This window comes from Streptomyces sp. HUAS TT11, from assembly GCF_051553595.1.
GTDB lineage: Bacteria > Actinomycetota > Actinomycetes > Streptomycetales > Streptomycetaceae > Streptomyces.
In genome coordinates this window covers 3539896-3555488 of record NZ_CP196184.1, presented here as the reverse complement: position 1 = coordinate 3555488, position 15593 = coordinate 3539896, and the positions used below count along the sequence as shown (strand labels likewise).

The window sequence follows — 15593 nt, the reverse complement described above, 5'->3', positions numbered from 1 at the left end:
GGCCGGCTCGCCTCGGGAGGACGGCCGGGCCGCCTTCGGGGCGACCGCCACTGTCGGTCGCGCGTGGAAGGATGTGCGCACTCCGGGGGCGGGACGCGTACGCGAGGGGGGACGGCGTGGGGACGGTGGGGAACGGGGCCGCGTCGGCCGGGCGAAGGGCGCGGGCGCTGTGTGCCGAGGGCGCGCGGCTGCACGACGGCGCGCACGCCCTGCTCGGCGATCACCGCCGAGCGCTGGACGCGGTGCGCGCGGCTCTCGCGCCGCTGCGGGCGGAACTCGTCGCCCGGGAGCTGGCGGAGATACCCGTCGGCCGGCTGAAGGACGTCACCGAGGGCCGGCTCAGGATCGCGGCGATCGAGGCGGCCGGATTCACCTCCGTCGAGGACGTCCACCGGGCGAGTCGGTACGAGTTGCGGCAGCTGCCCGGAGTGGGCGAGCAGACCGCGGACCGGGCGCTCGCCGCCGCCCGGCAGATCGCGGCGGCCGTCGAGGAGACCGTCACCGTGCGCGTCGACGTCGATCGGCCCGACCCGCCCACCACCGCGCTGCTCGTCGCCCTGCACACCCTCGTCGAGGCGGGTCCCGAGCTGCACCGCGCGCTGGACGCCGCCACCCGGCTCGAGGAGCGGCTCGCAGCGCTGCTGCCGACGGCCCGGCCCGCCGCGAGCCGGCTGCGGATGGCGCTCGCCGGACGAGGCAAAAGGGAGGCCGCGCTCTGCGCGGTGGCCGCGATCGGGGACCTCGTCGCCGACGCCCTCGCCCGCGGTGTACCGCTGCTGCTCGCCCAGGCCTCCGCCGACCTGCTGCGCCGTCCCGCCTCCGACATCGAGGCCCGGGTCGACTTCGAGCTGCGTCCGGCGGAGTACTACGGCCTGCTCGCCGAGGTCTCGGCGCAGCGCCCCGACACCGCGGCCGGGGAGGGCTTCCTGCCCGCCGAGGTCGCCGAGCGGGTGCGCGCCCAGCCGTTGGACGACACCCATCGCCGGGTCTCGCTGCGCGGATACCAGTCCTTCGGCGCCCGTTTCGCGCTCGCCCAGCGCCGTGTCGTGCTCGGCGACGAGATGGGGCTCGGCAAGACGGTCCAGGCCATCGCGGCCCTCGCCCATCTCGCCGCCGAGGGGCACAGCCGCTTCCTGGTGGTCTGCCCGGCGAGCGTCCTGATCAACTGGACCCGGGAGATCGGCGTCCGCAGCGCCCTGCGCGCCCTGCCCGTGCACGGCCCCGACCGGCTGGACGCGTACGCGCAGTGGCACGAACGCGGGGGCGTCGCCGTGACCACGTTCGACACGCTGCACACCCTGCCCGCCCCGGACGGCGCGCCGCCGGCCATGCTCGTCGTGGACGAGGCGCACTACGTGAAGAACCCCGGCACCCGCCGCGCCAAGGCCGTCACGGTGTGGACGCGGGCCTGCGAGCGTGTGCTGTTCCTCACCGGCACACCGATGGAGAACCGCGTCGACGAGTTCCGCGCACTGGTCGGCCACCTCCGCCCGGAACTGCTGCCGGAGATCGGCCAGGGCACGGGAGCGGCCGGACCGCAGGCGTTCCGTGCCTCCGTCGCCCCGGCCTATCTGCGCCGCAACCAGGAGGACGTCCTCACCGAACTGCCCGCCCTGGTGCAGACCGACGAGTGGGAGGAGCTGAGCGCCGCCGATCTGGACGCCTATCGCGGGGCGGTGGCCGAGGGGAACTTCATGGCGATACGCCGGGCCGCGTACGCCGACCCCGATCACTCCGCCAAGCTGCACCGGCTGCGCGAACTGGTGGCGGAGGCCGCCGAGACCGGGCTGAAGGTGGTGGTGTTCTCGTACTTCCGTGAGGTGCTCTCCGCCGTGCGGGCCGCCCTCGGGGAGGAGGTGGTCGGGACGGTCTGCGGTGGTGTCCCCGCTGCCCGCAGACAGCGTCTGGTCGACGAGTTCACGGCCGTCGACGGACACGCGGTGCTGCTCGCCCAGATCGAGGCGGGCGGCACCGGGCTCAACCTCCAGTCGGCCTCCGTGGTCGTCCTGTGCGAGCCGCAGGTCAAGCCGACGCTGGAGCACCAGGCCGTGGCCCGTGCGCATCGCATGGGGCAGGTACGCACGGTCCGGGTGCACCGGCTGCTGGCGCAGGACAGCGTGGACGAACAGCTGCTGGGCATTCTGAAGAACAAGGACCGCCTGTTCGACGCCTACGCCCGGCGCAGCGACGTCGCGGAGGCCACCCCCGACGCGGTGGACGTCTCGGACGCGGCCCTGGCCCGCCGTATCGTCGAGGAGGAGCAGCTCAGGCTGGCGGGCGAGCCGGTGTGACTGCCGGGCGCGCCGCACCGCCGCTCGGCCGTGTCACGGATGCCGGGGCGCGGGCCCGTAGCGCGCACCGGGCTCAGCCGCCGGACGGACCGGTGCCCGCGGCCAGTCCCGTCTTCAGGCCCGCTCCGCACAGCGGAACCACCGCGCCGCGCCCCCCGGGTTCTGCCTCCCGCACCGCCGCCCAGGACACCACTCCGGTCGATTCGACATAGAGCCCACGGGACGCCAGATCCAGCTGGGCCGCACGGATCTGATCCTCCGTCACCGTGAGGAATCTGCCGCCCGAGTCACGGACCGCGCGCAGGATCTGCCGGGCCCGGGGCGGCCGGGGGATCGCGATGCCCTCCGCGAACGTGGGGGCCGTGGCGGTGGCGTCCACCAGGTCGTCGGCGCCCTCCTGCCATGCGTGGGCCAGCGGGGCGACCGCCTGCGCCTGCACCGCGTACAGCGCGGGCCGCCGCTCGATCAGGCCGGACGTGTACAGCTCGGCGACGGCGAGGGCGGCGCCCAGCAGCAGCGTGCCGTTGCCGACGGGCAGCACGAGTACCTCCGGGAGCCGCCCGCCCAGGTCCTCCCACAGCTCATGGACATACGTCTTCGTGCCGTGCAGGAAGAACGGGTTGAAGACGTGAGAGGCGTAGAACACCTCCGGCTCGTCGGCCCGTTCGCGCGCCGCACGCGCCGCCGCCTCGCGATCGCCGTCCACCACGTGCACCCGTGCCCCGTGCGCCCCGATCTGCTCCAGCTTCTTGGCGGACGTGCCCGCGGGGACGTACACGGTGCAGGGCAGTCCGGCCCGGGCGCAGTACGCGGCGATCGCCGTGCCCGCGTTCCCACTGCTGTCGGCGACCACCTCCCGCGGCCCCAGTCGCAGGGCCAGCTCGGTCAGCAGCACCGCGCCCCGGTCCTTGAAGGACAGTGTCGGCATCAGGTAGTCGAGCTTGGCCGAGACGCCGTCCTCCAGTTCCACGAGCGGCGTACGGCCCTCGCCGAGGCTGATCGACGGTGCGGGCAGCGGCAGCACCTCCGCGTACCGCCACAGCGAGTTCACCCGCCCGCCGAGGGACTTGAGCGGAGCGGGGGTCGGCGCGAAGTCCAGGTCCAGCGGGCCCCGGCAGACGGGGCAGCACCAGGCCAGGGATTCGGCGGCGACACGTGTGCCGTCCACCGGGCAGTAACAGTCCGGCAAGGGTGTCATATGAGCAGCGTAGATGGCCCTGACCAGGACATCGCGCTAGGTGTGCGTGGCGTCCGCGATGTGCGCCCACTCCTCCTCGTGCTCGTCCTCGTACTCGGGATGCGGCACGGGGTCGGTGACCCAGCCCGCCGCCAGGACGAGGCGGGAGGTGCGGTGCACGGCGAGGAAGCCGAAGGGGCGGTCGAAGTCGGCCTCGACGGTGGTCGTCAGATACCGGCGCTCGGGCATCCCCCCCGGCATGGCGGCGACCGCGGTGACCGCCGCGGCGCGGAAGCCCAGCGCGCCGAAGCGTGCCGTCGCCGACTGCTCGGCGGAGCCGATCGCCAGCGGGGAGCCGCTGATGCCGGGGAAGTGCCCGCGGGCGGAGTCCCGTGCCGCGGTGAGGCCGAACAGCCGGTGCCGGGCCAGCAGATCGTGATGTGCGGTCATGTCGTAGGCCGCGGTGGTCACTTCGAGCGTCGGCGGCCGCGGGTTCACACAGCGCTCCCGCCGTACGCGCAGACCCGGCCCCACGTCCCCGAACGGCAGCCGGGTGCCGTTCACGGACGGCAGCCGTCCGAGGAGGACGTCCACTCCGGCCCTCAGCACCGCGGCGGGCGTCATCCGCTCCTCGCCGAGCAGCAGACGGACGTCGAGGCCGCCGGTGCCCAGCACCCTCAGCTCGGTGACGGACCCCTCGGGTGTGTCCGCCACGGCGACCCGGTCCAGAAGGGAGGTCTCGCGTCTCAGTCCCAGCAGGGTCCGGTCCCGCCACGGCCCCTGCTCCGGCGTGACGGGCCACTCCTCGAAGGGGCGCAACCACTCGGTCCGCAGGGCGAGCGCGCTCGCCAGGACGAGTTCGGTGTCCTGCGTCAAGGCGACCGGCATACGGTCCAGCAGGCCTCCGGTCCGTTTCCGGGCCCAGGCGTCCAGCGCACCCCGGTCGGTGTCCAGGTCGCCCGTGAGCACCCCGTGCGTGTCCGTGGGCAGTCCCGACTCCCACGCGGCGCGCAGTTCCAGGGTCCGGTCGGTCCACAGCCCGAGTGCCGCGTCCAACCCGCGCATGGCGCGCAGGGCTTCGAGCAGCTCCCGGGCCGCGGGCGCCGCCCGATCGGCGGGCAGCCCGATCGCTTCGGCCAGTTCGGCCCGGGCTGCGCCCCCGGCGCCGTCCGCGAGGAAGGCGAGCAGCGGCCAGACACCGACGGCCGACAGGACGGTGCCGTCCTCGACCGCCCCGAACCACCGGGCCGTCAGTCCGGCGACCGCCTCGACCGTCGCCCTGGTGACCCGCATGCCGCCCCCCGGCCCCATCGCCCCTAGCATGCGCCCGTACATCTGTTCTGCGCACTCCGACGAGGAGCACGGTACCCGTGTCCATACCGCCGCCGCCCGGGCCACCGCAGCCCGGGGGCCAACATCCGCAGGGTCCCTACCAGCAGCCCTACGGACCCGGGTCTCCGTACCGCCCCTGGGGGCAGGGATACTCCCCGTACAACCGTCCGGCGCCGGTCAACGGGCCGGCGATCGCCGCGCTCGTGCTCGGCTTCCTGTGCTTCCTGCCCGGCGTCGGCCTGGTCCTCGGCCTGGTCGCGCTCGCACAGATCAAGCGGCGCGCCGAGCGCGGCAGAGGGCTCGCGGTCGGCGGCATCGTGATGTCCTCGCTGGGACTCGCCCTGATCGTCCTGGCCTTCGCGACGGGCGGTGTACGCGACTTCCGGGAGGGGCTGGAGAAGGGGGCGCGGGGGACGCCCGGCGCCGGCGTGACCTTCTCCATGGTGAAGGGCGAGTGCTACAACGCGCCGAACGGCTCGCTCGGCAGCGACACCTACGACTGGGGCAAGGTGCCCTGCGGCGGCGTGCACCAGGCCGAGATCTTCGCGAACTTCGGGCTGCCGGAGGGTGATTACCCGGGCGACGCCCGGGTCGACGAGACGGCCGGCGACAAGTGCTATGCGCTGGAGGGCTCGTACGCGATGGACACCTGGGCCGTCCCGGACGACGTCGACGTCTACTACGTCACGCCCAGCCGCGAGACCTGGGCCTCCGGTGACCGCGAGGTCGTCTGCATGTTCGGCAACGTCGACGAGAAGGCCACCCTCACCGGCACCCTGCGCAGCGACGCCACGACCCTGTCCGTCGATCAGCTCGCCTATCTGCGGGCCGACGCCGTCCTGTACGACGCACTCGACAGCGCTCCCGACACCGAGTACGTGGAGGACGACCTGCCGGGTCACACGAAGTGGGCGGGCCGGGTGACCGCGGCGCTGGCCGAACAGACCCGGGCACTGCGTGCCCATGCCTGGCAGGGCGACGCCCAGCGGGCCGTCGCCGGCCGGACCGCGGCTCTGGACCGGGCCCACGAGGAATGGGGGAAGGCGGCGACGGCGACCGATTCCGATACATTCGTCACCCATTACGACCGGGGCAGCGCACTTCTGGAAGGCCGTGCGGCAGTCACCGCCCGCATAGCTCTGGGCCTCGCCACGACTCCTCCGTCGCGCTCCGGCGACGGCGCCGAGGGGGGTGACGCCGGTTCGGACGGTGGAAAGAAGGTGTGACGGCGACGAAAGGGGGGAGAAAGTGCCTGCGCAGGGCGCCGACGCGCCCAAGTAATCACATCGAGTGATTCTTTGGCCTGTGCTTGCACTGCACAACCCACGGTTGCCACGCTGTTGCTGTCTGTACAAACTGATGGGAGCGGCCAGTGACTTTCGGTGAGCAGCCGGCGTATCTGCGTGTCGCGGGTGATCTCCGCAAGAAGATCGTCGACGGTCTGCTGCCACCGCACACCCGTCTCCCCTCCCAGGCCCGTATCCGTGAGGAGTACGGCGTCTCGGACACGGTCGCCCTGGAGGCGCGCAAGGTGCTGATGGCCGAGGGGCTGGTCGAGGGCCGCTCCGGGTCGGGCACCTATGTACGGGAGCGGCCGGTGCCCCGCCGGGTGGCCCGTTCGGGGTTCCGGCCGGAGAGCGGTGCCACACCGTTCCGCCAGGAGCAGGCGGAGGTCTCCGCGCGCGGCACCTGGGAGTCCCGCAGCGAACGGACGGAGGCGAGCGGCGCCATCGCCGAGCGGCTGGCCGTCCACCCGGGCGACCGCGTGATGTGCACCAAGTACGTGTACCGGGACGCGGGCGAGGTGATGATGCTCTCCACGTCGTGGGAGCCCCTCGCCGTCACCGGCCGCACCCCCGTGATGCTCCCCGAGGAGGGGCCGCTCGGCGGTATGGGCGTCGTCGAGCGCATGGCGGCCATCGACGTGATCGTGGACAACGTCACCGAGGAGGTCGGCGCCCGCCCCGGGCTCGCCGAGGAGTTGCTGGCGCTCGGCGGAGTCCCCGGCCATGTGGTGCTCGTCGTCCAGCGGACGTACTACGCCTCGGGCCGCCCGGTGGAGACGGCGGACGTGGTCGTGCCGGCGGACCGCTACCGGGTGGCGTACCACCTGCCCGTGAAGTAGCGGGCCCACCCCCTCGAGCCCCGCCCGGCCGCATCCGGTCGGGTCGCCTCTCCCGCCAACACGCCCGGTCTTCACGGCGGTTGCAATCCAGCCGTTCTCCCTGCCGTGACCGGGACCCGCCATACGCGCACGCAGGGCGTATGGGGCGGCGCATTCGACGGCGCGCGCCGCTTCGGACGTGGCTGGTTGCGTACCTCTTTGTGAAAAGGCGTATTCGCTGAGTAAAGGTTAGGCGTAGGGTCGGGCATATGCGCAGTGCGGTTTCCTTGGTGGTCGGGGCGTGGCGAGCGCCGGGGACGGGAAGTGGAGGGCCGGCATGAACGACAGCACGGTCGCTCTTCCCTGGCTCGTCATACGGCAGGACGACAACGGAAACCGCTACCGCGTGGGCAGGTACGCCACCCGTGCCGAGGCCCAGAAGATCGTGGACAGCCTCGAGGACCGCGGTCACAAACAGCTCTACTGGGTCGAGCGCATCGGGCCGAACGCGACCAAGTGAGGCGGGTCCGTCCCGGGAGCCCGGTGCGCCGTTCGCTCCCGTAGGCTCCGGCGCATGACGCAACCGATCGTGGTGGTCGGAGCCGCCCTGGTGGACGATGGCCGCCTTCTGGCCGCCCGCCGCAGCGCTCCGGTCGAGCTCGCCGGACGCTGGGAACTGCCCGGCGGCAAGGTCGAACCCGGCGAGAGCCCGGAGCAGGCCCTGGTGCGTGAGCTGCGCGAGGAACTGGGTGTGGCGGCGGAGCCCGTCGAGCGGGTGCCGGGGGAGTGGCCGCTGAAGCCGGGGTACGTGCTGCGGGTCTGGCTCGCCCATCTCCTCACGGGTGACCCCGAGCCGCTCGAGGACCACGACGAACTGCGCTGGCTGACCCCCGGCGAGGTCTGGGACGTGGACTGGCTCGATCAGGACGTGGCGGCCGTCCACGCCGTGCTCGCCGTCTGGAAGCGGCACTGACCCCGTCCGGGTGCCCGAGCCCCGGACGGGCGCTCGATCCCGGTGCGGCGGTCCGCACGTATGTATGGAATCCGTAAAGCCTGTGCCGTTGTTGTGCACGGGACCGGATGGCGCGCAGGTCCGATTTCATGCGTCCGACGTGCGGGAAGGTCGCGACCGGGATCCCGGTCCGCCGTCCGGCCGTCCCGGTGCGGCTGGGGCGTGCGGTGTTCCAGGGGCTGGCGCCCCATACGCCGATCGTGCCACAGTGCGCCCTGGTGCGCGGTAAGGCGCCAGTGATATCGGGTATGTGCCCATTAACCCCACGAAACCGGACATGGGTGGGCTTTTGGGCCTGGGAAGTGATCGGCGTGCTCGACACTCAAGGCGACAGCGCCGAGTGGACGTTCCCCGCTGACCCCGGTGCGGTACGGACCGCCCGCGCCGTTGTCCGGGGCCAGCTGCGCACCTGGGGGCTCGACGAGCTCGGGGACGTCGCCGCGCTGCTGGTCAGCGAGCTGGTGACCAACTCCCTGCGGCATGCCGCGGGTCCCATAGGTGTGCGCATGGTGCGCAACGACGGTTCGGCCCCCAGTCTGCTCGTCGAGGTCTCCGACCCGCTCCCCGATCCGCCCCGGAAGCGTGACGCCGCCCACGACGACGAGGACGGCCGCGGGCTGCAGTTGGTCGCGCACTCCTCGCGTCGCTGGGGCACCCGGCCGGCGAATTCCGGCAAGACGGTCTGGTTCGAGCTCGCCGTTCCCGGTTGACCGCGGCTTCCTCCGGTGGTGCGCTGCGGGCGGGGCGGCCCGGTGCGCGGACGGACCGACAGGATCGCGCCACCGACGGTGAGGGATCTCTGTGGTTCGAGGGGGCACCACCTGGTTAGAAGACTGGGAGTATGACCCGGCCGGTCCAAAAAGCATCGGGACCGGCCTGTGATCGTGAACACCGTGTTGTGCGGCACCGTAGTGCTGGATACTGCGGGCAGCCGCCCCCGGTGACCGGTGCCGGGCGCGGTGAGCTGGAGGGGACGGTTCGCGTGAGCGAGATACCAGCGAAGGCCACGGAGTCCGAGGACCCGTCGGGCGGCGCGACGGACGGGGCCGCGGTCGATGCGGCCGCGGCCGCCGAGGCGCGTGACGCCGCGGGCGGCGCGATGTGGCAGAGCAGTCCGCCCGGCTCCATCTACGACTACATCAAGGTCGCCTCGTTCTCCATCGGCCCCGACGGGCACGTGGAGCAGTGGAGTCTGCGGGCGGAGAACATCTTCGGCATCCCGGCCGAGCGGGCCGTCGGACTGGACCCCATCGAGGCGTTCATCACGCCGCAGCTGCGCGAGCGCGGGCAGCGCAAGATGGCCGAGATCCTCGACGGCCGCGAGTGGACCGGCGTCATCCCGTTCCGCACGCCCGGCGGGCGGGGGACCGAGGGCCTGGCCGAGGTCTATGTGATGCCCACCACAACGGAGCACGGCGAACGGGCCGCCGTGTGCATCATCGTCGACGTCCGCACGTTGCGCAGCATCGAGACCGACCTTGCCGCCTCGCAGTCGATTTTCGGTCAATCTCCTTTCGGATTCCTGCTGATCGACCCCGACCTGCGGGTACGGCGCGCCAACCAGCGGTTCGCGTCCACCTTCGGCGGCACCCCGGACGACCACCGAGGCCGTTCCGTCCACGACTATCTGCAGTCCCCGGAGGCCGAGCGTGTCGCCGCGACCCTGCGAAGGGTCCTGAAGACCGGCGATTCGATCACGGACATGCACATCACCGGCTTCGTCCCGGGCTCCGACGAGCGCAAGCACTGGTCCGTCAACCTCTACCGCGTGCACAGCGGCAGCGGCCGCCCCATCGGCGTCGCCTGGCTCGGGACCGACATCACCGCCCGTCGTGCCGCCGCGCGTGAGGCCGCCGCGGCCCGCCGCAACCTCGCCCTGCTGAACGAGGCCGGTGCGCGCATAGGGAACTCCCTCGACCTGGAGACCACCGCGCGGGAACTCCTCGACGTGGTCGTCCCCGGCTTCTGCGACCTCGCCACCGTCGACCTGTACCAGGGCCTCCTGGTCGGCGACGAGACCCCCGCCGGACTGGCCGACGGCAGCGCCGAGTTGCGCCGCGTGGCGTTCGCCAGCGCGGTCTCGGACGCCCCCTTCGGCAGCGGGACCGCGCCCGTGTCCGTCGGGGCCGTGTTCCACTACGCCTTCAACTCGCCCTGTGCGGACGCCCTGCGCACGGCGCGCCCCCGGCACGTCCCCGCCGAGGACGGCGGTCTGATCCAGTCCACGCTCGCGGTCCCGATGGTCGCGCACGACACGGTGGTGGGCCTCGCCCAGTTCTCCCGTGCGAAGGGGAGCGAGCCGTTCGGGGAACGCGACCGGGCGCTCGCGGTGGAACTCGCGGCGCGCGCGGCCGTCTGCATCGACAACGCCCGGCTCTACCGGCGCGAGCACGAAAGGGCGTTGATACTCCAGCGGTCCCTGCTGCCACCGGGCGACCCGGAGGCCTCCGGTCTCGACATCGCCTGCCGCTATCTGCCGGGCAACGCGGCGACCGGGCGCCCCAGCGAGGTGGGCGGCGACTGGTTCGACGTCATCGAACTGCCCGGCCACCGCACGGCGCTGGTCGTGGGCGACGTCATGGGCAGGGGGCTGCGCGCCGCCGTCGCCATGGGCGAACTCCGCACAGCTGTACGGACCTTGGCGCAGCTCGACCTCGAACCCGCGGAGGTCCTCGCCCAGCTGGACGAGATCGCACGCGGCCTCGGCGCACCCGGCGGTGTCCAGCAGGCCACCCGCGCCGCCCGCCGGCCCCGCGAGGCTGACCTGTCCGAGGTGTACCTGGCCACCTGTGTCTACGCGGTCTACGACTCCGTCACCCGCCGCTGCACCTTCGCCAACGCGGGTCATCTGCCTCCGGTGCTCGTCGAACCCGGCGAGGCGGCGCTGATGCTGGACGTGCCGCCCGGTATGCCGCTGGGCGTGGGAGGCGAGCCGTTCGAAGAGGTGGAGGTCGAACTGCCGGAGGGCGCCCTGCTCGCGCTCTACACGGACGGCCTGGTCGAATCCCGTGACCATCCGCTGGACGAGGGCCTGCAGGCGTTCGTGGGAGCACTCACCGACCCCTCGCAGCCGCTGGAGGACGTCTGCGACCACGTCCTCAACACCCTCGACACCCACCACGGCGAGGACGACATCGCGTTGCTGATGGCACGTGTCCAGGGGCTGCCGGCCGAGTCGGTCGGCGACTGGACACTGCCGCGCGAGCCGCGCAGTGTGGGGCGGGCCCGGGAGTACGCGCGCGGCCAGCTGCTCGCCTGGGACCTGGAGCCGCTGGTGGACACGACGGAGCTGCTCGTCAGCGAGCTGGTCACCAATGCGCTGCGGTACGGCGAGGGGGAGATCAGACTGCGGTTGCTGCTCGACCGGACGCTGGTGTGCGAGGTGTGGGACTCGGGACTGGTCCAGCCGCGCCGCCGCCGCGCCCGGGACACCGACGAGGGCGGCCGGGGGCTCCAACTCGTCGGGCTGCTCTCCGCGGCCTGGGGCTCCCGCCGCACGCCGCGCGGCAAGACGGTGTGGTTCGAACTCCCGCTGCCGGACGGCGAGAACGGGCTCACGGATCCCGCGGAGGCGTTGCTGAGCCTGTTCTGAGCGGGTCCGTCGCGGCGCGCGGTACCGGTCCGGTTGTGGGAGGGCACGTCACCTCTCCCGCACCGCCGTCGCGGTTCGGGGCCGGGAACGATCGCGGAACAGGTACGTGGACCCGACCTCGACGGGCACGCCCACGTCGTACGCCGTCCGGTCGAGACGCGTCGGGCCGAGGGCGACCGGTTGCCCGCCGCCGGGGGAGCGGGCCCCGTTCGCGGTCCGGTACCCCTCGGGTGCTCTCGACGATCGGCGCCATGAGTGCGGTCGCGGTGTCCGCGCCGAACTCATGGCGGACCGAGCAGACGAGAGGTCATGCCTTACGTGGGGAACTCTCCGCACCAGTTGCGTCCGACGAGGACGGCGGGCAGGTACTCGGACTCGACCTCGACGGGGACGCCCGCGTCGTGGGCGAAGCAGACGATGGCGAGCGGTGCGAGCGCGACGAGACCCGAGGCCTGGAGGGCTCGGCTCTCCTCGCTCCAGTACTCCTTGTGCCACTGGAGGGCGTTGGTGAGGGCCCGGTTGAACCCCGCGTGGTCCTTGCGGATGAAACGGTGGAACATCTCCATCGGCGGGTACAGCAGCTTGCCCACCGTCTCCGGATCGGCGACGGCTTCCGGGTCGGTGCCGTCGACTGCGGCCACCAGCTTCGGGCCGAGGTCGGGACCGCCGAGCCAGTAGGTCTGGAGGGTGTCGATCCACGCGTAGTGGTAGTCCTGGAAGCGCGAACCGTTCTCCCGCAGCAGGGAGAGGGGCACGTTGCACAGAGCAGTGATCCGGTCCCGCTCCCGGCACACCACGGCCAGGTAGAAGGCCGTGAGCCAGGAGCCCGGGTTCACGTACCACTGCGGGCCGGTGGCCCGAAGACTGCGGTCCTTGTGCGCGATACGGCACTGCACATGATCCTCGGTCGTGGTCGCGGCGGCGAACACGGCGGAGCCGACCTGCATCGCGTTGACCCAGGCATCCCAGGTGGGGTAGTTCGCCGCCCGCGGATCCACCAGGCAGCGCGACTGCGCCAGGGTGAGCGTGATGCGCTGGGCGTCACCCAGATCGGTGGAGTCCTCCTCCAGACCGTCGATCAGCTCCTGTGCGTTCTCCTGGAGCACTGCGAGGCCTTCTTCCGCGTTCCCCGTGGGCAAGGGGGGGCGGCTGATGATCGAGACCAACGCGCTTCTCCTTAGAAGATCTTGAAATGCCTGAGCTCGGCCCCAGCATAGTTTCCGGTGTTCTCCGTCGCCTGGACGAGGACGTACTGCAGCGTCTTGTTCTTGATGGCCGTTCGTATCTCCTTGGCGTACTTGGCGTCGTTCGGAGAGAAGGCGGCTCGCTCGTCCATGTCGGCAAGGATCGTGCGGACGTATTCGATGGTTCCCTGTTTCACCATGGTGCCGCTGTCCTGTGCACCGTTGCCCTGGCGCCAGTCGAGTCGCGCGTTGGGGCCCTTCGCCTCGACGATGACGAGGTGGCCGTCCTTGTCACGCCAGAGCTGGTCGAACCTCTTCGAGCCGTTGGGCGTCTCGGGGAGGTCGGTTATCTCGTGCGACCCGTCGAACTCCTGCTGCAGGAGCATGTGGCGACGTGCGGACTCCTCGCCGAGGGCTTCACCCAGCTTGCTGTTGTTGGAGACGCCCTCGCCGACCGTATGGTCGAAGTGCTCCTGCGCCTGGGCAAGCGCATGTGCGGCCTCGTCCGTCGGGTTGGCGTGATAGGCCCTCTCGGCATTGGCCAGATCCATGCCCGCCACTCGCTTGGCCGAGACGTCGTCGAGGTGATGGAGGTCATGCGGAGCGACCGTGTCCCTGCCCCTCTCCAAGGGGTCGAGGCGGAACTTCTCAGGGTTCGCGTACGGCAGATCGTGGGCGGCCATCCAGCCTCCGCCCGGCTTCTCGACGAGCTTGGGCAGGAGTTGGCCGTCGACCAGTTCTTCCGCGTTGTTGCGCTTGCCCGACCCCCACTTGTCGTAGTGCTCGGCGCGCCAGGCCGGATCCTCGTTCGCGAGCCGGACGTGCTCATGGGTGATGGCCGCCCGCTCGGCCGGAGTCCGCTCGGCGGCGGGCTTCTCGCGGGCGGACTCGTACTCCGCACGATGTGCCGCGTCGTCAGCGCCCGGGTGCGCACCGTGCGGTGACGGAGGCTCGTGGGGGCCGCCACCCGGCACTTCCGGGGTGTGACCCGGCAGGGTGTCGGTGCCGCCGCCCGGCAGGTCGTGTCCGGTGCCACCGGTGCCGGGTTCGTGGCCGTGCCCGCCCGGCAGGTGGTCGTGCGCGGTGGTGGGTGTCGCGTGGTCCGAGGTGTGTGCCGGGGTGTGGGTGTCGAGGCTGTTGGTCGGCAGGTTGTCGGGTGCGTGTCCTCCGGGGAGGTTGTCGGGTGTGTGGCCGGTGGGGAGGTGGTCTGTGGTGTGTGTGGTCGGGATGTTCTCGCCGCCGGCGTGGACGGTGGGGATGTCGTTGCCGGCGTGGACGGCGGCGTGGTCGCCGGTGCGGCCCACGTCGCCGAGGTCATGACCTGCGTTGTCGCCCAGGCGGATGTGCTGCCCGGCCTGTTCCGCGGTGTGCGTGCCGGCGCCGACCAGGGCCGGTTCCTTGACCGGGGACGGTGTGTGCGGGACGTCCGAGCCGGCGTGCGGGTCGCCGAGGTCGGGCTGGTCCACGATGTCGCCCGGACCGTCGTCGGCCCTGTGCAGCACGTCGCCGTGCTCGTCGAGGATGTTGCCGTGCGGGTCCATGTACTGCGCCGGCGCCCCGTGCTCGGTCGGCAGCTTCATGCTGCCCTCCGGCAGTACCGGCCCATCGTGCGGCAACTGGAAGGTGCCGTCGGGGAGTTCGACCGCGCCGGATGGGATCACCGATCCCTCGGGCAGGTGCACGGTGCCGTCCGGCAGCTTCAGCGCACCCTCGGGCAGCGTGATCGCGTTGTCGGGGAGTTTGGGGATCTCGATGGCGCCGACGCCCTTCAGCGCCTTGCTGATGTCACCGATCTTCGACAGACCCGCACCGGCACCCTTGGCGATGTACGTCATCGGATCGATGACCCGGCCCGCCTTGCCCGCCAGCGACAACGCCTTCGCGACCGCACCCGCCTTGCCCGCACCCGACGCCGCACCACCCGCACCACCGGTGAACACCGTCGTCAGCACATTGAACGTCACCGCACCCGCAGCACGAGCAGGATTCTTCCCCCACTCGTCCCACGCCACCAACGCCTTGCCCGTCTCCTTCATCGCCGTACGCGAATCACGCAACCACGACGGCAACTTGTCATCCGGCAACGCCCAGAACAACACCCCCGCACCCGGCATCGAAGAAATCACCAGACCGGTCGCCAACTGCGCCAGACCCTTCCACGCCTGACCCATCGCCTCCCAGCCACCAAAACCCACCAGCGTGCCCAGACCCTTGATCGTCCCCCACACACCGTCCACGATCAGCCCGTCCCACACAAAGGACTTCACCCAGTGGCCGACCTCGTACCAGTGATGTCTCTCCTCCACCGGGTCACCCCAGGGAAGCTTCGCGTTCTTCATGTCCTCGGCATCGAACCCGTACTGGTCCTTACGCTCCGAACCGTCCCCCGCCACCATCTGCGTCCCACCGAACAACGCAGTGATCTTGTTGTGACACGTACGCTCCGCAGCCCAGAACGCCGCCACCGCCGCCGTCACATCATCACGGATCCGATTGTGACGATCGACCTTGTCCCCGTCGTACTCCCAGTCGTCATCACCCCCCACCGAATCCACGAACGCCGTCGCATCCACCTTCAACTGCGCCAGCTTCGCCACCAAAGGCCGGATCTCCGTCGCATACGACGACAACGCGGACGACACCGTCTCCAGATCGCCCGCGAACCCCTCCGCCCGCTCCGCCACCGGCTTCGTCGTCGCGAACAACCGCTCCGCCTCCGGAGCCGTGTAATACGCCGACAACCCCTGAAACCCCGCATGCACATCCCGGCCCGTCGACCGCACATGCGACGCATCAGACCTCAGATCACCGTAATCCTTCTCCAACTGCGCCAGATCACCCGTGAACTGCGGAATCTGCCCAGGATCGATCACGCCGACTGCACCCCCGTATCGCCCCGTG

At 71.4% G+C, this 15593-nt stretch carries 11 protein-coding genes; 7 read left to right on the top strand and 4 right to left on the bottom strand.

Translation table 11 applies throughout. The features are described from left to right. Positions 1-71 precede the first annotated feature (71 nt). Complete coding sequence (locus tag ACSHXN_RS15835; protein ID WP_438303264.1) at positions 72-2291, top strand: DEAD/DEAH box helicase; 2220 nt, start codon at positions 72-74, stop codon at positions 2289-2291. Positions 2292-2364: 73 nt separating this feature from the next. Here the strand turns inward: ACSHXN_RS15835 and ACSHXN_RS15830 are convergent, their stop codons facing one another. Then, on the bottom strand, positions 2365-3489 hold the full coding sequence (locus tag ACSHXN_RS15830) for a threonine synthase (RefSeq protein ID WP_355134640.1): 1125 nt from the start codon (positions 3487-3489) through the stop codon (positions 2365-2367). A 36-nt stretch (positions 3490-3525) separates the two neighbouring features. After that, positions 3526-4779 carry a serpin family protein gene (locus tag ACSHXN_RS15825; RefSeq protein ID WP_356111593.1) on the bottom strand — a complete coding sequence of 418 codons (1254 nt, stop codon included), beginning with the start codon at positions 4777-4779 and terminating at the stop codon, positions 3526-3528. Between the two features lie 59 nt (positions 4780-4838). Between ACSHXN_RS15825 and ACSHXN_RS15820 the strand changes: the two genes are divergently transcribed. The 6 genes from ACSHXN_RS15820 to ACSHXN_RS15795 all read left to right on the top strand — a co-directional run bounded on the left by ACSHXN_RS15820 (position 4839) and on the right by ACSHXN_RS15795 (position 11508). Continuing rightward, positions 4839-6026, top strand: a complete 1188-nt coding sequence (locus ACSHXN_RS15820) for a DUF4190 domain-containing protein (RefSeq protein ID WP_438303263.1) — start codon at positions 4839-4841, stop codon at positions 6024-6026. Between the two features lie 146 nt (positions 6027-6172). Beyond that, positions 6173-6925 carry a GntR family transcriptional regulator gene (locus tag ACSHXN_RS15815; protein WP_438303262.1) on the top strand — a complete coding sequence of 251 codons (753 nt, stop codon included), beginning with the start codon at positions 6173-6175 and terminating at the stop codon, positions 6923-6925. Between the two features lie 316 nt (positions 6926-7241). Continuing rightward, positions 7242-7424 carry an SPOR domain-containing protein gene (locus ACSHXN_RS15810; RefSeq protein WP_355134646.1) on the top strand — a complete coding sequence of 61 codons (183 nt, stop codon included), beginning with the start codon at positions 7242-7244 and terminating at the stop codon, positions 7422-7424. Positions 7425-7478: 54 nt separating this feature from the next. Further along, positions 7479-7877, top strand: coding sequence for a (deoxy)nucleoside triphosphate pyrophosphohydrolase (locus ACSHXN_RS15805; protein WP_355134648.1), 399 nt, complete (start codon positions 7479-7481; stop codon positions 7875-7877). 341 nt (positions 7878-8218) lie between these two features. Next, positions 8219-8626 (top strand): ATP-binding protein, encoded by a 408-nt coding sequence (locus tag ACSHXN_RS15800; RefSeq protein ID WP_355134666.1) that lies wholly within the window; start codon positions 8219-8221, stop codon positions 8624-8626. Positions 8627-8898: 272 nt separating this feature from the next. After that, positions 8899-11508 (top strand): SpoIIE family protein phosphatase, encoded by a 2610-nt coding sequence (locus ACSHXN_RS15795; protein WP_355134650.1) that lies wholly within the window; start codon positions 8899-8901, stop codon positions 11506-11508. 314 nt (positions 11509-11822) lie between these two features. Here ACSHXN_RS15795 and ACSHXN_RS15790 read toward each other — a convergent pair whose 3' ends face one another. Together ACSHXN_RS15790 and ACSHXN_RS15785 are read right to left on the bottom strand one after the other, a co-directional pair. Further along, positions 11823-12614: an immunity 49 family protein gene (locus ACSHXN_RS15790; RefSeq protein WP_356293374.1), complete on the bottom strand. Its 792-nt coding sequence runs from the start codon at positions 12612-12614 to the stop codon at positions 11823-11825. A gap of 71 nt (positions 12615-12685) precedes the next feature. After that, positions 12686-15565, bottom strand: a complete 2880-nt coding sequence (locus ACSHXN_RS15785; protein WP_438303261.1) for a hypothetical protein — start codon at positions 15563-15565, stop codon at positions 12686-12688. Between the last annotated feature and the right edge of the window lie 28 nt (positions 15566-15593).